The sequence below is a fragment of the Streptomyces sp. NPDC017529 genome (assembly GCF_044329785.1).
In the GTDB taxonomy this organism is placed as follows: Bacteria; Actinomycetota; Actinomycetes; order Streptomycetales; family Streptomycetaceae; genus Streptomyces.
Window position 1 is genome coordinate 80751 of the sequence record NZ_JBIRJY010000022.1, and the last position, 16974, is coordinate 97724.

15 protein-coding genes are annotated in these 16974 nt (G+C 71.8%); 9 read left to right on the forward strand and 6 right to left on the reverse strand.

Translation table 11 applies throughout. The features are described from left to right. Positions 1 to 64: 64 nt before the first annotated feature. Complete coding sequence (locus ACH4K4_RS33550) at positions 65 to 832, forward strand: TetR/AcrR family transcriptional regulator (protein ID WP_398172709.1); 768 nt, start codon at positions 65 to 67, stop codon at positions 830 to 832. A 16-nt stretch (positions 833 to 848) separates the two neighbouring features. On the opposite strand, the gene ACH4K4_RS33555 is transcribed toward ACH4K4_RS33550, so the two are convergent. Next, a complete protein-coding gene (locus ACH4K4_RS33555; RefSeq protein WP_398172711.1) occupies positions 849 to 1874 on the reverse strand; it encodes a hypothetical protein in 1026 nt (341 codons plus the stop codon). A gap of 335 nt (positions 1875 to 2209) precedes the next feature. Here ACH4K4_RS33555 and ACH4K4_RS33560 point away from each other — a divergent pair, with 335 nt between their 5' ends. The 5 genes from ACH4K4_RS33560 to ACH4K4_RS33580 all read left to right on the forward strand — a co-directional run bounded on the left by ACH4K4_RS33560 (position 2210) and on the right by ACH4K4_RS33580 (position 5861). Beyond that, positions 2210 to 2746 (forward strand): hypothetical protein, encoded by a 537-nt coding sequence (locus ACH4K4_RS33560; protein ID WP_398172713.1) that lies wholly within the window; start codon positions 2210 to 2212, stop codon positions 2744 to 2746. Positions 2747 to 2996: 250 nt separating this feature from the next. After that, on the forward strand, positions 2997 to 3446 hold the full coding sequence (locus tag ACH4K4_RS33565) for an RICIN domain-containing protein (RefSeq protein ID WP_398172715.1): 450 nt from the start codon (positions 2997 to 2999) through the stop codon (positions 3444 to 3446). Next, positions 3430 to 3933 carry an RICIN domain-containing protein gene (locus ACH4K4_RS33570; protein WP_398172717.1) on the forward strand — a complete coding sequence of 168 codons (504 nt, stop codon included), beginning with the start codon at positions 3430 to 3432 and terminating at the stop codon, positions 3931 to 3933. The genes ACH4K4_RS33565 and ACH4K4_RS33570 overlap by 17 nt, the downstream gene beginning before the upstream one ends. A 149-nt stretch (positions 3934 to 4082) precedes the next feature. After that, a complete protein-coding gene (locus tag ACH4K4_RS33575; RefSeq protein ID WP_398172719.1) occupies positions 4083 to 4772 on the forward strand; it encodes a GDSL-type esterase/lipase family protein in 690 nt (229 codons plus the stop codon). Between the two features lie 90 nt (positions 4773 to 4862). After that, a complete protein-coding gene (locus ACH4K4_RS33580; protein WP_398172721.1) occupies positions 4863 to 5861 on the forward strand; it encodes an aldo/keto reductase in 999 nt (332 codons plus the stop codon). A 105-nt stretch (positions 5862 to 5966) separates the two neighbouring features. Here the strand turns inward: ACH4K4_RS33580 and thpR are convergent, their stop codons facing one another. The 3 genes from thpR to ACH4K4_RS33595 are packed head-to-tail and all read right to left on the reverse strand — an operon-like array spanning position 5967 to position 8490. Further along, on the reverse strand, positions 5967 to 6575 hold the full coding sequence (gene thpR, locus ACH4K4_RS33585; RefSeq protein ID WP_398172723.1) for an RNA 2',3'-cyclic phosphodiesterase: 609 nt from the start codon (positions 6573 to 6575) through the stop codon (positions 5967 to 5969). A 40-nt stretch (positions 6576 to 6615) separates the two neighbouring features. Further along, positions 6616 to 8022, reverse strand: a complete 1407-nt coding sequence (locus tag ACH4K4_RS33590; protein ID WP_398172725.1) for an MFS transporter — start codon at positions 8020 to 8022, stop codon at positions 6616 to 6618. Positions 8023 to 8052: 30 nt separating this feature from the next. Further along, positions 8053 to 8490: a MarR family winged helix-turn-helix transcriptional regulator gene (locus tag ACH4K4_RS33595; RefSeq protein ID WP_053696432.1), complete on the reverse strand. Its 438-nt coding sequence runs from the start codon at positions 8488 to 8490 to the stop codon at positions 8053 to 8055. 130 nt (positions 8491 to 8620) lie between these two features. Here ACH4K4_RS33595 and ACH4K4_RS33600 point away from each other — a divergent pair, with 130 nt between their 5' ends. Then, positions 8621 to 8809, forward strand: coding sequence for a ribbon-helix-helix protein, CopG family (locus tag ACH4K4_RS33600; protein WP_073759267.1), 189 nt, complete (start codon positions 8621 to 8623; stop codon positions 8807 to 8809). 28 nt (positions 8810 to 8837) lie between these two features. Here ACH4K4_RS33600 and ACH4K4_RS33605 read toward each other — a convergent pair whose 3' ends face one another. Continuing rightward, on the reverse strand, positions 8838 to 10307 hold the full coding sequence (locus ACH4K4_RS33605) for an NCS2 family permease (protein ID WP_398172727.1): 1470 nt from the start codon (positions 10305 to 10307) through the stop codon (positions 8838 to 8840). 275 nt (positions 10308 to 10582) lie between these two features. Here ACH4K4_RS33605 and ACH4K4_RS33610 point away from each other — a divergent pair, with 275 nt between their 5' ends. Together ACH4K4_RS33610 and ACH4K4_RS33615 are read left to right on the forward strand one after the other, a co-directional pair. After that, entirely contained in the window at positions 10583 to 10867 is a 285-nt protein-coding gene (locus tag ACH4K4_RS33610; protein ID WP_398172729.1) for a DUF2530 domain-containing protein, read from the forward strand. A 130-nt stretch (positions 10868 to 10997) separates the two neighbouring features. Then, the gene (locus ACH4K4_RS33615) at positions 10998 to 13439 is read left to right on the forward strand and encodes an HAD-IC family P-type ATPase (RefSeq protein ID WP_398172731.1); all 2442 of its coding nucleotides are present in this window, start codon (positions 10998 to 11000) and stop codon (positions 13437 to 13439) included. A gap of 110 nt (positions 13440 to 13549) precedes the next feature. Here ACH4K4_RS33615 and ACH4K4_RS33620 read toward each other — a convergent pair whose 3' ends face one another. After that, the gene (locus tag ACH4K4_RS33620; protein ID WP_398172733.1) at positions 13550 to 16843 is read right to left on the reverse strand and encodes a sacsin N-terminal ATP-binding-like domain-containing protein; all 3294 of its coding nucleotides are present in this window, start codon (positions 16841 to 16843) and stop codon (positions 13550 to 13552) included. Positions 16844 to 16974 lie beyond the last annotated feature (131 nt).

Below are 16974 nucleotides of genomic sequence, written 5' to 3' on the forward strand. Positions count from 1 at the left end.
ACCGTACCCGATGGCCGCGTACGGCGTACCCAGTTTTGGGGCGGCGGCATAGACTGACGGCACCATGACGACAGAACACAGTGGCAGCGGCGACGCGGCACGCAGCATGGAGCTGCTCTGGGGCACCGGCGAGCGCCCCACCCGCGGCCCCAAGCCCGGCCTGACCCTCGACCGGATCGTCACCGCCGCGGTGGCGGTCGCGGACGCCGAGGGGATCGGCGCGGTGTCGATGCGCCGGGTCGCCACCGAGCTGGGCGTCGGCACGATGTCGCTCTACCGCTACGTCCCGGGCAAGGGCGAGCTGCTGGACCTGATGCTCGACAAGATCGCCGCGTTCGGCGCCGACGGGTTCCCCGGGCCCGAGGCCGGCTGGCGGGCCGTCCTGGAGAACGTCGCGCGCCGCGCCTGGCAGCTCCACCACCGGCACCCCTGGCTGCTCCAGGTCGACCAGACGCGCCCGCTCCTGGGCCCCAACTCGGTGAACGTGCTGGAACACACCGTCCGCGGGCTGTCCGGCGTCTCCCTGCCCGACCCGGAGAAGATCCGGCTGCTGACGATCGTGGAAGGCTATGTCGCGGGCGCGGCACGCACCCGGCTGAACTCCGCCATGGCCGAGAAGCGCACCGGCATCACCGACGAGGAGTGGTGGAAGATCCAGGGCCCCTTCCTCGTCCAGGCGATGGAGAGCGGCCGCTACCCGCACCTCGCCCAGCTCTCCGAGGACACGTTCGCGTTCGACGACGACTGCGACGAAGGTGACGCCGTGTTCGAACTGGGGCTGGGCCGCCTGCTCGACGGCTTCGCGGCCTACATCGAGGCGCACGGCGCCTGAGGCGACCGCCGGGGCTTCACCGGCGGCGGAAGACCCGTCGCAGCAGCAACACCAGCACCGTGGCCGCCCCGAACGTCGCCGCCGCCAGCAGCACGTTGCGGTTCTTGCCGTCGCCGCCCGCCTGCCCGTCCTCGCTCGCTCCCGCGCCGTCGCCCTTGCCCTCGCCGCCGCCCTTCCCGTCGGCCCCCTCCGCCGCCGACTCCGGCAACTGGTCGCCGCTCAGCCCCACCGGCTGCACCTGACTGCCCTTGCCCTCGGACCCGAACAGCAGCGTCCGCCCGTCGGGGGTGAAGCTGACCGACTCCCCCTGCATCTGGAACGGCACGCCCACGCTCCCGGCGGCCTTGGGCCGGCCACTCTCCCACCGGTACATCTGCGCACCGAAGTACCCGCGCAGCACCAGCCGCGTACCGTCCGGGGAGAACGCCCCGTCGGTCACCCACTGGTCGATGGCGGCGACCCGGCGGAAGACGTTCGGGCCGCGCGCCGCCAGCCGCTCGGGCCCTTCGTACAGGGCGGCCCCGCCGCTCTTCTTCTTGCTGGCGATGTACACGCGCCCGGTCTTGGGGTGCACCATCAGCGCCTCCGCGTCCCGCGGCCCCTCGTCGTACGTGACGGTGAACTGGGTCGCGGTGACGGTCTGGTCGCGCAACCGCCGGGGCTCGGGGAAGCGGTAGATCCACACGTTCTTCCAGCTGCCGCCGTAGTTGTCGCCGATGTCGCCGACGTAGACGTTGCCGTCCGGGCCGACCGAGACCGCCTCCACGTCGCGCGGATCGCCGATGCCGCGCAGGGTGACCGTCGCGACGGTGCGGCCGGTACGCCCGTCGACGGCGTAGACGTACGGGCCGTCGTCGCTGTCGTTGTGGGTCCAGTACACGCCGGGGTGCGCCCGGCTGGCCGCCAGGCCGCTGGACTCGGTGATCCGCGCGTCCCCGATCGTGAACCCGTCGGTGTCCGGACCGTCGTCGGCCACCACCGGCCCGGCCGCCGCGAACAGGAGAACCCCCGCGGCACCGGCCGCGCACAGTAGCGAACGCATGGGGTCAGCTTGCCACTTCGGCACGGCGGGCCCCAGGCCGCGGCTCCGCGCATACTTCGCGGCGTATGAAAGTCGTACCGCGGGACCACATTTCACGATTTTTTGTCCGGACACACCGCCAGGTCGGACCGAACGGGTGCGTATTCTTTCGAAATAATTAATTCGGCGCACCGTCGAATAACCCGGGAAATGCCTGGGCATGCACGCTCCTGGAGGGGAGCCGATACCCGGATACCCCTCCCGCGCGAGATGCGGCAGCACGCCGGAGCGGCACCCCGTGCGCAATATTACACCCGTGAATTATTTGTGCTGACTTTACCGATGGAGACAAAAGAATGAAGCGCACATGGCAGGCCACGCTGGCCCTTACGGCTGTCACAGCCGTGTTCTTCGGCACCGCGGCGACGACGGCGCACGCCGACGACGACCCGCCGCCCTCGGCGCCGGCGGCCAAGTGGGAGATCAAGTCCGACAACGGCAGGTGCCTCGACGCGACGCCCGACCCCAAGGAGGGCGTCGCCGTCGTCACCTGGTCGCCGTGCCACGAGTCCTCGGCCCAGCTGTGGGGCCGGGGGCAGGGCGGCGCCGTGGGCCACGAGCAGTACTACCTCTACGACACCCCCTCTCTGTGCGTCACCCGCACCAGCGGAAGCGTCGGCTCGGGCGTGTACACCCTCCAGAAGTGCGACGAGGACACCCAGGAGAACCGGAAGGGCGCCCAGGACTTCAGGCACCTTCCCCAGGGCGACCCCAACGTCGGGCAGATTCGCAACCGGCGGCACGGTGAATACCTGAAGGACAACGGCCACAACGTCCCCATTTCAGGCGTGGCCGGCTCCGCAAACCGATGGGACTTCAAGAAGATCGTCTAGCCTCGGATATTTGTTTACCTTGTTGCGTCGTCGCTCGCTGCCCGGTTAGTGCGCACCCCGGGCAGCGGGCCCGCCTCTCCTTTTTCTTTTTCTCATTCCGATCGCCTGGAGCGACGATGAATTGTACGGAGCCGGCCATATGCCCGGCACCTGGAGAACTGTCAGCGGAGTAGTGGGAGGACTGCTCACCGCCGTACTCACGGGCCTTCCGACTGCCGCCGCAGCCGGGCAGGACCCGCCTCCCTCGCCCATGTACGCGATCAGAGCCGCCGAAACGGGTCGCTGCCTGGACGTGTCACCCGAGGAACAAGCAGAGCACGTGGTCGTCACCCGTCGCTGTCACCGGGAGGGCACCCAGCTGTGGATGCGCGCCCCCGGCGGCATCGGCGGCCACGACGTCATCGTCTCGGCAGTGTGGCCGATGCTGTGCGTCACCCGCTCCGGCGGCACGGTGGGCGCGTCCGAATTCACCCTGCGGCCCTGCGGTGAGGACACCCCCGCCGTCCGGCGCGGCGCGCAGGACTTCAAGCACCTCCCCGCCGGCCACGAGACCAACCCGCACCAGCTCCGGTCCCGCCAGCACGGCGAATACCTGCTGGACGACCGCGATGCCGGGCGGGTCGTCGGCATGGCGAACCGCGGCAGCACCTGGGCGTTCGACCGCGTACGAGGAGGTGGTCCGCATGCCACGCGGGCGTAAGGCGGCGGTCGCCGCCCTCGCCGTGGCGGCGCTGCTGTGCGCCGGGCACCCCGCGGCCTCGGCCGGTACGGACTCGGCCGCTACGGGCACGGCGTACCAGCGGCCGGACCGGTACGAGATCCGCAGCAGCCTCGGGAACTGCCTCGACGGGACACGCTCCCCCCAGGTGGGCACCGTGGTGATGACGTGGCGGCCGTGCCACCAGAGCCCCGCGCAGTCCTGGCAGGTGCTCCGGGTCAAGGGCGGCTTCCAGCGGATCGTGCACGACGAGTCCGACCTGTGCCTGGGCCGGGAGGAAGAGGGCTACGTCACCCTCCAGACGTGCGCCGACCCGGCGGAGCGGCCCCAGCGATGGGTGTTCACCTCCGCCGACGAGATCCTCGCCATCCCGGAAGGGGGGTGCCTGGAAGACAAGGGGAGCGGGAATCCGGTGCGCGTGAACGACGAGACCGAATGCCGCACCACCTGGAAGCGCGAGCGTTTCTGAGCAGCCCTCGGGCCCTCCCCGAGGGCCCGAGCCTCCCGGCGGAAGCGGGCCCCGCGCTGCCGCCCCCGCCGCCGCGCTCCCTATGATCTCCGCATGACCGCACCGACAGCGCCCTCCGGCGCCCCCGGTCCGCACCACCGGGAGTCCGTATGCGCGTGATGTTCGTCGGCGATTCGATGACGATCGGCAGCGCGGGCGACTTCACCTGGCGCTACCGCATGTGGCAGCACCTGAACCGGACCTTCGGCGGCCCGTACCGCATCGTCGGGCCGCGCACCGAGCTGTACGACGTGTCCGCCGGCGCCGCGGTCTCCCACGCCTACCGCGCTCCCGACTTCCCCGAGCGGGCGCGGCGGCACCTCGCCGGGTGGGGCGAGGGCTGGTGCCACATGGCCCCGCTGATCGGCGGTGCCGTACGGGCGGGCAAGGCCGACACCCTGCTGGTCTCGCTCGGCCTGATAGACCTCGGCTTCTATACGGACGCGGCACAGACGGCGGAGAACGTCCGCGCGTTCGTCGCCGGGGCGCGGGCGGCCAACGCGCGGATACGCGCCGTGCTGCTGCCCGTCATCCCGAACACCCGCGCCCTGTCCGACGCGCCCTTCGCCGCCGAGTGCGAGCGCTTCAACGAGCTGCTGGCCAAGGCGGTCGCGGACCTTTCCACCCCGGCCTCGCCGTTGCTGCTGGCCTCCCCTCCGGCCGGCTACGACCTGGACCGGGACACGTACGACGGGACGCATCCCGCCCCGTCCGGCGAGCACCTGCTCGCGGCGGCCTTCGCGGACGCCATGTACCAGGCGTGGGACGTGGGCGCGCCGTACGAGCCGTCGGCCGGCTGACGGAGCCGGGCCACGCGTTCCGCACGAGGGGCGGCCGGACACGTCGTACCGCTTGATTCGAGCGCACTCCAAGGCGTTGGCTAAGGCGCCATGGAGTACACGCAGCTCGGACGCACCGGACTCAAGGTCAGCCGACTGGTCCTCGGCACCATGAATTTCGGCCCCCAGACCGACGAGGCCGACAGTCACGCCATCATGGACGCCGCGCTCGCCGCGGGCGTCAACTTCTTCGACACCGCCAACGTCTACGGCTGGGGCGAGAACAAGGGCCGCACGGAGGAGATCGTCGGCTCCTGGTTCGCCCAGGGCGGCGGCCGCCGCGACAAGACCGTGCTCGCCACCAAGGTGTACGGCAACATGGGCGGCGACACCGGGCGGGCCTGGCCCAACCACGAACGCCTCTCCGCGCTGAACATCCGGCGGGCGGTGGACGCCAGCCTCAAGCGGCTGAACACCGACTACATCGACCTGTACCAGTTCCACCACGTGGACCGGCACACGCCGTGGGACGAGATCTGGCAGGCCATCGACGTCCTGGTGCAGCAGGGCAAGATCCTTTACGCCGGGTCCTCCAACCACGCCGGCTGGCACATCGCCCAGGCCAACGAAGCCGCCGCGCGGCGCTCCTCGTACGGCCTGGTCAGCGAGCAGTGCCTGTACAACCTCGCCGAGCGGCGCGCCGAGATGGAGGTGATCCCGGCGGCGGAGTCCTACGGGCTCGGCGTCATCCCGTGGTCGCCGCTGCACGGCGGGCTGCTCGGCGGCGCCCTCCGCAAGGAGCGCGAGGGCGGCGCGTCCCGTACGAACGGGGGCCGCTCGGCCGACGCGCTGGCGAACTCCTCGATCCGGGCGCAGATCCAGTCGTACGAGGACCTGCTCGACAAGCACGGGCTGCAGCCCGGCGAGGTCGCGCTGGCCTGGCTGCTCACCCGGCCCGGTGTGACGGGGCCGATCGTCGGGCCGCGCACCACAGGGCAGCTCGAATCCGCGCTGCGCGCCGTCGAGCTGGAGCTGCCGGCCGGGCTGCTGGAGTCGCTCGACGAGATCTTCCCGGGCCCTGGCCCCACGCCGGAGGCGTTCGCCTGGTGAGGTGAGTCCGCTCAGTCGTCGGGGCCGTCCGGCACGTCTCAGCGCAGGGCGGCCGCCACGATCACGACGACGAGGAGCACGGCGAACAGGCCGGACATGATCCGGTTACGGGTTTTGGGATCCACCCTTCGAGCGTAACCGGACCGCTCGGCAACCCAGCGGCCAGGCCGCCACCGTCTCGTACCGGGGCTGTTCGCCCGCCACTCCCGCCACCGGCAGCCGGCTGCGGACGAGCGCCAGCTCCCGCACGGTCCACCCGGTGCCCGCGAAATCCGCCAGGCCCGCCACGAACGGGGCGGGGTCCAGGGAGTCCGCGCGGTTGCGGGCGACGGTCAGGTGCGGGGTGTACGCACGGTGCCCGGACATCTCCACCCCGGCCCGGCGGGCCGCCGCCGCTGCCGAGTCCGCCAGCTTGCGCATGCCGGGCAGGCCGCCCTCCGCCCCGGCCCACACCACCCGGTCGGCGAAGTGCCCGCCGCCCTTGAGGCGCAGCGGGAACGGCTCGTGCCGCCGGGCGGCCCGCGCGAGCCGTTCCCGCAGGTCAGGGAGGGCCGCGTCGGGCACCTCGCCGTAGAAGGCGAGCGTGAAGTGCCAGCCGGCCCGCCCGGTCCAGCGCAGCCGGTCCGCGCCCGGCAGCGCCCGCAACCGGCGCACCCGGGCGTCGAGTTCGCTGACGGCGTCCTCGGGCGGCAGTACCGCGGCGAAGAGTCTCATGCGGTCAGTGTCGCGCACCCCACGGGCGCCGGGGCGCGCCTCAGGCCGCCGCCGCCAGCCGCTCCGGCTCCCCCTCCCGCTCGCGGGGCACGAACCGTACGTGCTGATGGCCGCGCCGCAGGTCTATCCGCACCCGCAGGCCGCCCGCGCGGGTCAGCATCAGGCCGACGCCGACCGCCGCCAGGGCGGAGACCGCGCCGCCCGCCAGGAAGCCGAGCCGAGCGCCGTACGCGTCGGTGACCCAGCCGACCAGGGGCGCGCCCAGCGGCGTACCGCCCATGAAGACCATCATGAACAGGCTCATCACCCGCCCGCGCATCAGCGGGTCGGTCGCCATCTGCACGCTGGAGTTGGCCGTAACGTTGATCGTCAGGCCGACGACGCCGATGACGACCAGCAGCGTCCCGAAGATCCAGACGGCCGGGGAGAGCGCCGCGGTCATCTCCAGCACGCCGAAGACCAGCGCCGCGCCCACCAGCAGCCGCAGCCGCGAGGTGCCGCGCCGGGCCGCGAGCAGGGCGCCCGCCAGCGAACCGGCCGCCATCAGCCCGTTGAACCAGGCGTACATGCCGGCGCCGCCGTGGAAGACCTTGTCGGCGAAGGCGGTCAGCCAGATCGGGAAGTTGAAGCCGAAGGTGCCGATGAAGCCGATCAGGACGATCGGCCAGATCAGCTCGGGGTGGCCCGCGACGTAGCGCACGCCTTCCCGGAGCTGGCCCTTGCCGCGCGGCGCGCGGTCGACCTTGTGCAGCTCGCCGGTGCGCATCAGCAGCAGTCCGGCGAGCGGCGCGACGAAGGACAGGCCGTTCAGGAGGAAGGCCCAGCCGCTGCCGAGGGAGGTGATCAGGGCGCCGGCCACCGCGGGGCCCACCAGCCGGGCCGACTGGAAGTTGGCGGAGTTCAGGCTGACGGCGTTGCGCAGGTCGTCGGGGCCGACCATCTCGACGACGAACGCCTGCCGTGCCGGGTTGTCGACGACGGTGATCAGGCCGAGTACGAAGGCCATCAGGTAGACGTGCCAGACCGCGACGTGCCCGCTGAGGGTCAGTACGGCCAGCGCCAGGCCGGTCAGGCCCATCGACGCCTGGGTGACCAGCAGCAGCTTGCGCTTGGAGACCCGGTCGGCGATGACGCCCCCGTACAGCCCGAAGAGCAGCATGGGCAGGAACTGGAGGGCGGTGGTGATGCCGACCGCGGCGGAGGAGCCGGTGATGCTGACGACCAGCCAGTCCTGGGCGATGCGCTGCATCCAGGTGCCGGTGTTGGAGACGACCTGTCCGGTGGCGAACAGGCGGTAGTTGCGGACGCGCAGCGAACGGAACATGCCCCCGCGCGGTGCGGTGGCGGTGCCCGTGGAGCCTTTGGGGGGCGCGGTCGCGGCGTCGGTGGCGGTGGTGTCGTCGGGTATCGGTGCGGGGGCGGAGTCTGCTCCGGATCCCGTACTCAAAGCGGGTTCGCCTCCTCGGCTTCTTCGGTTCTACAGCTGGGCGAGCTTCTCCAGTACGGGTGCGGCGGTCCGCAGTGCGGCCCACTCGTCCTCGTCCAGCCCGGAGGCCAGCTCGGCCAGCCACGCGTTGCGCTTGCGGCGGCTCTCTTCGAGCATCGCCTCGGCCTGTTCGGTCTGGGTGACGACCTTCTGCCGGCGGTCGTCGGGGTGTGCTTCGAGCCGGACCAGGCCCTTGGCCTCCAGCATCGCCACGATGCGGGTCATCGACGGCGGCTGGACGTGTTCCTTTCGGGCCAGTTCGCCGGGGGTGGCGTGGCCGCACCTGGCGAGGGTGCCGAGCACCGACATCTCGGTCGGGCTGAGCGACTCGTCGACTCGCTGGTGTTTGAGTCGGCGGGACAGACGCATCACGGCGGACCGCAGTGCGTTCACGGCGGCAGCATCGTCGCCCAGGGACAGTTCCGGCATGTTCGTTAGCATAACTCATTACCCTTTCTAATGAAAGCCGGTGGACGCGCGTCCGCCCGCATCACCCTTCCGGGTGAGGACGCAGCGGAAAGTGACGCACCTGACCAGGGAACGAGAGGACCGTGTCGGTATGGGATCGGGAGTGCTCAGCCTGCGCATGGACGGGGAACTGCTGGAGCGCCTTCGGCAGCACGCCGCAAAACGCGGAATGAGCGTCCAGGACTATGTGACCCGGACGCTCATCCGCGAGGACTTCGACGAACGTTTCAAGATGTCGGTCGACCGGACGGAACGGTTCTACGCGGCACCGCCGCTGTGACGACCGCCGCCCGGCGGGCCGCCGCGCGCTACCTGACGCCCAGCGCCTGCTCGATCGGGTTGAGCAGGAAGTAGACCAGGAAGCACAGCCCCACGGCGTTCAGCAGCCAGGGGATCTCCTTGAAGCGGCCGGTCGCCGACCGCAGCAGGATGAAGGCCAGCACGCCCATGCCGATGCCGTTGGTGATGCTGTACGTGAACGGCATCGAAATGATCGTCAGGAACGCCGGGATCGCGATCGTGAAGTCGCTCCAGTCGATGTCCCGGACATTCGCCGACATGATCAGGAAGCCGACGACCAGCAGCGCGGGCGTCGCGGCCTGCGACGGGACGACCGTCGCCAGCGGCGTGAAGACCAGCGCCAGCAGGAAGAGCCCGCCGGTCACCACGTTCGCCAGCCCCGTACGGGCCCCCTCGCCCACGCCCGCCGTGGACTCCACGAAGCAGGTGTTGGCGGAGGCGGAGCCGACACCGCCGGCCGCGACCGCGATGCCGTCCACCATCAGGATGCGGCCCATGCCCGGCAGGTTGCCGTCCTTGTCGGTCAGCCCGGCCTCCTCGCCGACGCCGATGATGGTGCCCATCGCGTCGAAGAAGCCCGAGAGCAGCACGGTGAAGACGAAGAGGCAGCCGGTCAGCAGGCCGACCTCCTTGAACCCGCCGAACAGGCTGATCTGGCCCACCAGGCCGAAGTCCGGCGCGCCGACGATGCTGTCCGGCACGTTCGGCACGGCCAGGCCCCAGCTCGCGTCCGGGATCCGCGCGACGGAGTTGATCACGATCGCGACGACCGCCATCACGACCATGCCGATCAGGATCGCGCCCTTGGTCTTGCGCACGGTCAGCAGGAACATCAGCGCCAGGCCGACCACGAAGACCAGCACCGGCCAGCCCTGGAGCTGGCCGCCCTGGCCCAGCGCGAGCGGGACGGTGGTGTGCGCGGCGTCCGGGTTGCGGCTGACGAAGCCCGCGTCGACCAGGCCGACCAGCGAGATGAACAGGCCGATGCCGATCGCGATGGCGCGCCGCAGCCCGTTCGGGATGGCGTCCATGACGCGCTGCCGCAGGCCGGAGGCGACCAGGATCATCAGCACCAGACCGGCGAGCACGACCATGCCCATCGCGTCCGGCCAGCTCATCTTGGGGGCGAGCTGGAGGGAGACGACGGCGTTGATGCCGAGTCCGGCGGCGACGGCGATCGGCACGTTGCCGATGACGCCCATCAGGAGCGTGGACAGGCCCGCCATCAGAGCGGTGGCGGTGACCAGCTGACCGTTGTCCAGGTGGTGCCCGAACTTGTCCTGGCCGGCGCCGAGGATGATCGGGTTCAGCACGACGATGTACGCCATGGCGAAGAAGGTGGCGAGGCCGCCGCGCAGCTCCCGGGAGACCGTCGACCCCCGCTCGGAAATCTTGAAGAACCGGTCGAAACCGTTCTTGGGCTGCTGCGGGCCTGGACTCTCGACGGCGTCGACCGGCGTGGTGGCCGAGGGGGACATGCGCGGACCTCAGTCGTACGGGCCTGGGGGAGGCGTGGGGGCCCCGGATCGGGCCCAGAACACGAACAAACCGGATCAGATTGGAGGATTCAACGAATCAAACCAATCAGATCCGGATAGGTTCAGTATGAATAAACAAGTCGATGATCGCTATCTCCGCGCGTAGACCCCGGTGGGAAACGGGCCGCCGGCCTTCCGCTGCCTGACCGGGAGCGTCCGACGCGCACCGCCCTGCCGGGACCGGCACTGTCAGCGGCTGCCCGTAAGCTGGCCCCATGTGGAAGAAGTCCGAACTGCGCGAGGCCCCGGAGCCTCTTGAGGGCCCCGTCGTCGGCACGATCACCGGCGGCACCATCATCTGGTTCGTGCTCTTCCTGGCCCAGCTCCCCTTCTACGGCTGGTTCGCCGACCACGACCGCACCTGGTGGGTGTGGACCTGCCTGGCCGGCGGCGGCCTCGGCATCCTCGGCATCTGGTACGTGCGCAAGCGCGACGCCGCCATCAAGCGCGCGGCGGCCGCCGCCCCGGACGCCGACCGGGCCCCCGTGGACGCGTCCTGACGACAAATCCACCCGATCGAGGACGCATCGCACCTCTTCCGGGTTGACACAGGCCCCTCCAACAACTTTCGCCACCTTCCTGTCCGCATCCAGCGGGTGAATCGTCCGGTCCGCCCGTACCGTCGAAGGCATGACTCAGCGGGCGAAGACCGAAGTCGAGGGACCCGAGCCGGACGACGGGGCCGCGAACGGATCCGCCGCCGGGGCCGCGCCGGGGGCCGCCACCGAGCCGGCCCACCGCGGGCTGACCACCGGCGAGGTCGCCGAGCGGGTGGCCAGAGGTGAGGTCAACGACGTCCCCGTACGGTCCTCGCGCTCCACCACCGACATCGTCCGCTCGAACGTCTTCACCCGCTTCAACGCCATCATCGGCGTCCTCTTCGTGATCATCCTGATCGTCGGGCCCATCCAGGACGGCCTGTTCGGCTTCGTCATCGTCGCCAACACCGGCATCGGCATCATCCAGGAGCTGCGCGCCAAGAAGACCCTGGACAGCCTCGCCGTCATAGGCGAGTCCAAGCCGACCGTACGGCGCGACGGGCAGGCCGCCGAGATCCCGACCTCCGAGGTGGTGCTCGGCGACGTCATCGAACTCGGCCCCGGCGACAAGGTCATCGTCGACGGCGAGGTCCTGGAGAGCGACGGCCTGGAAATCGACGAGTCGCTGCTGACCGGCGAGGCCGACCCGGTGGTCAAACAGCCCGGCGAGAAAGTGATGTCCGGCAGCTTCGTGGTCGCCGGCGGCGGCGCGTTCACCGCCACGAAGGTCGGACGCGAGGCATACGCGGCCCAGCTCGCCGAAGAGGCGTCCCGCTTCACCCTCGTCCACTCCGAGCTGCGCAGCGGCATCAGCCAGATCCTCAAGTACGTGACCTGGATGATGGTGCCGACCGCCATCGGCCTCATCCTCAGCCACCTGTTCACCCTGAACATGCCGGGCGACGAGGCGGTGCGCCGGATGGTCGCCGGCATCGTCCCGATGATCCCCGAGGGCCTGGTCCTGCTCACCTCCGTCGCCTTCGCGATCGGCGTGATCCGGCTCGGCCGCAAGAAGTGCCTGGTCCAGGAGCTGCCCGCGATCGAGGGCCTGGCCCGCGTCGACGTCGTCTGCCTCGACAAGACCGGCACCCTCACCGAGGGCGGCATGGACGTCAGCGACCTGCGGCCGCTCGGCGGCACGGACGAGGGCCACCTCAAGCAGGTCCTCGGCGCCCTCGGCGCGTCCGACCCCCGCCCCAACGCCTCCCTCCAGGCGATCATCGACGCCTACCCGGCCGACGACCACTGGCGGTCCATCGACGCGCTGCCCTTCTCCTCCGCCCGCAAATACAGCGGCGCGGCCCTCGAAGGCCCGGACGGCGACAGCGCCACCTGGCTGCTCGGCGCCCCCGACGTCCTCCTGCCCTCCGGCGACGACGCCCTCGCCGAAATCGACGACCTCAACGCCCAGGGCCTGCGCGTCCTCCTGCTGGCCCGTGCCGAACAGGACCTGCACGACCCCTCCGTCGCCGACCACGTACGCCCCACTGCCCTCGTCGTCCTCGAACAGCGGCTGCGGCCCGACGCGATGGACACCCTGCGGTACTTCGAGGAACAGGGCGTCCAGGCGAAGGTCATCTCCGGCGACAACGCGGTGTCGGTCGGCGCGGTGGCCGGCAAGCTCGGCATGCCCGGCGCCGAGTCCCCCGTGGACGCCCGCAAGCTCCCCGCCGACCGGGAGGAGATGGGCAAGGTCCTGGAAGAGGGCGCGGTCTTCGGCCGCGTCACACCACAGCAGAAGCGCGACATGGTCGGCGCGCTCCAGGCGCGCGGCCACAACGTCGCGATGACCGGCGACGGCGTCAACGACGTCCTCGCCCTCAAGGACGCGGACATCGGCGTCTCCATGGGCGCCGGCAGCGAGGCCACCAAGGCCGTCGCCCAGATCGTGCTGCTCAACAACAGCTTCGCGACGCTGCCGTCCGTCGTCGCCGAGGGCCGCCGGGTGATCGGCAACATCACCCGCGTCGCCACCCTCTTCCTGACCAAGACCGTCTACTCGGTCCTGCTCGCGATCCTCGTCGCCTGCTGCCAGATCCCGTACCCGTACCTGCCGCGGCACCTCACCCTGCTGTCCACCCTCACCATCGGCGTCCCCGCCTTCTTCCTGGCCCTCGCCCCCAACAAGGAACGCGCCAAGCCGCACTTCGTACGGCGGGTGATGCGCTACGCGGTCCCCTCCGGCCTGATCGTCGGCCTCGCCGCCTTCGCCACGTACCTCCTGGCCCGCAGCCACTACACCGGCCCGGACGCCCTGCCCGCCGAGACCAGCGCGGCCACGCTGACCCTCTTCCTCAGCGCCATGTGGGTCCTGGCGATCATCGCCCGCCCGTACACGTGGTGGCGCGTCGGCCTGGTCCTGGCCATGGGCCTCGGCTTCCTGATCGTCCTCGTCGTCCCCTGGCTCCAGAACTTCTTCGACCTGAAACTCGTGGGCACGACGATGCCGTGGGCCGCGGTGGGCATAGCGGTGACGGCAGCGGCGCTCCTGGAGGTCGCTTGGCGGGTGGTGGGGCGGCGCTTCCCGGCGTAGGCCGGCCACGTCGGCGGTCTTCCGCGACGGCGCGACACCTCGACGGCGCGGCCCGGCGGTGCAGCGGACGCTCAAGCGAGCGTCTACGGCCGGGCCGCGGCGCCCGGCGCCTAGTCGAACCAGCGGGCTTCCGCCAGTTCCTCCGCCCGGTCCACATCCTCCAGGAGGGCCGCCGTCTCGAAGCGGCGGGGCCACTGGCCCGCGGCCCAGGCGAGACCGGCCGCCACACCTTCCAGCGTGGCCGCGTGCAGCGTGCCGTCCGGTGTCCAGCGCCAGTCCAGTTCGGTGCCGTCCTCGACGGTCAGCTCCTCGTGCTCGACGTACACGGCAGGCGTGCCCGGACCGAGCAGCGTACGCACCGGCTCCGGGACCTCGTGCCGGCTGCCCTCCGAGGCCACCGGCGCCGCGAAGACCTCGCTCAGCCGCCGTACCTGGAACAGCTCCGCCAGCTCCGCGGCGCGCCCGGGAGTCACCGGCAGCAGCGGCAGCCCGGCCGCCAGCGGCATCAGGTCCGGCGCGTCCGCGACCACCGCCTCGGACGCGTCCACCACCCGGACCTCGCCGTCGACGACGGCCCGCAGCTCGTCGGGGAGCGTCACCTGCTCGGGGTCCAGGTCGGCCAGCACCCCGTACAGCGCGTGCAGCTGCGCGGAGTCCACCTCCCGCGCCGGGTCCGCCAGACGGCCCAGCAGCTCGGCCGCGCCACCCGGCTCCTCCAGGAGCGCGGCCACGGAGGTCCGTACGCCGAGGGCCCGCAGCACCTGGGCGTCCACCCCGCCCGCGTCCGCCGACTCGTACAGCCCGGCCAGCAGCGGATCGCCGCCCGCGGCACGCAGCCCGGCCGGCCGGCGGCCGCCGAGCACGGGGTGCCCGCGCAGCCACCACGCCGTGTACGGCCGCACCAGCTCGGTCGTACCGTCCGGCAGCAGCACCCGTACGGGCGCGGTCAGCGCGTCCCGCAGCGGCGGCCGCGACAGCATCGCCAGCGCCTGCGGCCACGCGTCGTCGTCCACGAGATCCAGGTCCCGCACGGCCACGATCTCCGTCGCGACCGGCGGCACCGGCGTCTCCGGCAGCCCGTCGAGGACGTCCTCGCACCACACGTCCACCGCGTCCAGCACGCCGACGTCGTCCGGCTCGGTGAAGTCGCCGTCGCGCGGCTCCAGCTCGTCCGGGTCCAGCACCACGTCAGGGGCGCGTACGAGAGCGAACCCCGCCAGCACGCCCACGGCGGTCAGCGGCTGCTCCCCCCAGCGCTCCGCGAACCCCGCGTCGACCCTCGCGAGTTCGCCCTCCCGCATGACCCGCTCGAAATCACTCCCCGGCAGCACCAGCTCGCCCGCCGGCGCCGGCTCCCCTTCCTCGTCCGGCAGCGCGAGCGCGCCCAGCCACGGCTCGTCACCCGGCGCCAGGTGTGCGTCGCGCACCAGCCCCAGCACGGTCTCCGCCAGCTCCTCACCACCGAGCCCGCCCGGCCCGCCGTCGAACCCGAAGGCGTAGTCGTCCTCCTCCGCGTCCAGGGAGCCCGCGACCGCCGCCCGCACCTGAGGCGTCGTCAGCACGGCACGCGGGGTCGCCGGAGTGGCGCCCAGCTTCTCCAGCAGCGGATGCACCGCGTCGGGGTGCGCCACCTTCAGCCCCAGCCGGGCCAGCGTCCCGTGCCGCTCCGCGTCGCCGCCGTCACCGTCCGGCAACGGCAGCAGCACCTGCCGCGGCCCGATGGTCGTACGCGCCGCCCGCCCGTCCTCCCCCGCGGGCCCGGCCAGCGGCACCGGCAGGCCGCTCAGCCGCTCCGGATCCGTACCGGCCAGCGAGTCGTACAGCCGCCACCACCACGCGGGCGACCGGTCCACACCCGCCAACCGGTCGACCACCTCACCCAACGGCACCCGCGCCACCCCCAGCGCACGCAGCTCGGACCGCCGCTCCAGCCCCGCGGGCAGCAGGCTCGGGAACAGCTCCGCCAAGACACGGACCGTGTCCGCCCCGGCCCCCTCGACCAGCTCAGCGTCCACCGGCCGCAGGACGAACGCGTCCTCCTCGCCCCTGGCACCGCCCCAGCCGCCCCCCTCACCGGGAGCCAGCTCGTCCGGCCCCGACGAACCCGGCACCGCCTCAAGCGACAGCTCCACACCCGTCGCAGGCGCCGCCGCGCTCGGCAGGAAACGCACCCGCGGCAACAGCTCCAACACCAGCCGCCGCAGCTCGTTGTCCAGCTCCCCCTTGCCCAACGGCCCCGGTACGAGATCGATCGTCCCCGCCGACACCGGCTGCCAGCCGGCCAGCATCGTCGCGTACGCCTCGGCCGCACACCGCACCAGATGATCCGCCAGCGGACCCGGAGCGACCCGCCGCCGCGTCGGCTCCAGCGGGAACGAAGCGATCAGCAGCGCCGGCAGGCCCTGCGGCTCGTCGGTGGGCGTCGGCGCGTGCACGACCGGCGCCGTCACCGGACGCACCGGCGCGCCCTCCTCGTCCACCGGCACCGCCCAGGTCACCGCCCAGAACGGCCGCAGCCGCTCCTCCACCGGGCGGTCGGCCAGCAGCGCCGCGTCCAGCGCGCCGCTCTCGCTCGCCACCCGCCAGCGCGAGGAACCGCGCTCGCTGTCCTCGATGACGACGTACGCGCCCTCCTGACGCCGCCTCAGCTCCCGCACGCCGTCCGGACACTCGATCACGACCTCCGCCAGGCCCGGCAGCGTCAGCAGCAGCGCCGCGTCGATACCCGCCAGCAGCCGCACCGTCAGCTCGTGCGCCGCACCGTCACGCAGCGGCAGCACGACGGAGGTGTCGTACCCCTGCGGCGCGGAGCCCTCGGCAGGCAGCGGCAACCGCAGCAGCGGTACGTGGCCGTCGCGGCGGCGCAGCTCACCACCCAGCCCCGGGCTGTGCGCCGCGACCTTGCTCGCCAGCTCGCGGGCCTCCGCCAGCGACCAGCGGACGCCGCCGGTGCGGCCGATCAGCGCGGGCTCGTCACTGACCGCGAGCACCGCCGAGAACCCGACACCGAAGCGGCCGACGGACACCGCGGCCTCGGTCTCGCGCTTGGCGGAAGCGCGCAGCGTGGCCAGCGACTCGACGCCGGTGGCGTCGATGGGCAGACCGGTGTTGGAGGCGACCAGCACGGCCGGGTCGTTACCGCGCGCCGGGTGCAACGTCAGCCGCAGCCGCCCGGGCACGCCGGCGCGGCCGGCGGCGTCCGAGGCGTTCTGCGCCAGCTCCACGACGAGCCGGTCCCGGTACCCGCCGAGCGCGAGGTCCTCCTCGGCGTTCGCATCCTCCCGGAACCGGGCCGGCGAGGCCGCCCAGGCATCGAGCACCCCCCGCCGCAGCCGAGCCGTCCCGAACGGATCTGCCTCTGCCGCTTCGCTCACGTTCTCTCCCGTTGTCGACGCGTGATTCATTTTTTACCGGGTGGGGGTGCGCGTCCTGCGCCTAGGTGTGCTGTCCCGGGACGTTGGTGACAGGCGACGCGCCTGGAGTGGTGCTTGAACGAGGTGAGGGCCTTCTGGCTCGGTGTGGATTGCGACATCTA

Bases quoted from the DNA above. Each gene is read 5' to 3' on its own strand.
- ACH4K4_RS33550 (WP_398172709.1), top strand. From the start codon at position 65: ATGACGACAGAACACAGTGGCAGCGGCGACGCGGCACGCAGCATGGAG.
- ACH4K4_RS33555 (WP_398172711.1), bottom strand. From the start codon at position 1,874: ATGCGTTCGCTACTGTGCGCGGCCGGTGCCGCGGGGGTTCTCCTGTTC.
- ACH4K4_RS33560 (WP_398172713.1), top strand. From the start codon at position 2,210: ATGAAGCGCACATGGCAGGCCACGCTGGCCCTTACGGCTGTCACAGCC.
- ACH4K4_RS33565 (WP_398172715.1), top strand. From the start codon at position 2,997: ATGTACGCGATCAGAGCCGCCGAAACGGGTCGCTGCCTGGACGTGTCA.
- ACH4K4_RS33570 (WP_398172717.1), top strand. From the start codon at position 3,430: ATGCCACGCGGGCGTAAGGCGGCGGTCGCCGCCCTCGCCGTGGCGGCG.
- ACH4K4_RS33575 (WP_398172719.1), top strand. From the start codon at position 4,083: ATGCGCGTGATGTTCGTCGGCGATTCGATGACGATCGGCAGCGCGGGC.
- ACH4K4_RS33580 (WP_398172721.1), top strand. From the start codon at position 4,863: ATGGAGTACACGCAGCTCGGACGCACCGGACTCAAGGTCAGCCGACTG.
- thpR (WP_398172723.1), bottom strand. From the start codon at position 6,575: ATGAGACTCTTCGCCGCGGTACTGCCGCCCGAGGACGCCGTCAGCGAA.
- ACH4K4_RS33595 (WP_053696432.1), bottom strand. From the start codon at position 8,490: ATGCCGGAACTGTCCCTGGGCGACGATGCTGCCGCCGTGAACGCACTG.
- ACH4K4_RS33600 (WP_073759267.1), top strand. From the start codon at position 8,621: ATGGGATCGGGAGTGCTCAGCCTGCGCATGGACGGGGAACTGCTGGAG.
- ACH4K4_RS33605 (WP_398172727.1), bottom strand. From the start codon at position 10,307: ATGTCCCCCTCGGCCACCACGCCGGTCGACGCCGTCGAGAGTCCAGGC.
- ACH4K4_RS33610 (WP_398172729.1), top strand. From the start codon at position 10,583: ATGTGGAAGAAGTCCGAACTGCGCGAGGCCCCGGAGCCTCTTGAGGGC.
- ACH4K4_RS33615 (WP_398172731.1), top strand. From the start codon at position 10,998: ATGACTCAGCGGGCGAAGACCGAAGTCGAGGGACCCGAGCCGGACGAC.
- ACH4K4_RS33620 (WP_398172733.1), bottom strand. From the start codon at position 16,843: ATGAATCACGCGTCGACAACGGGAGAGAACGTGAGCGAAGCGGCAGAG.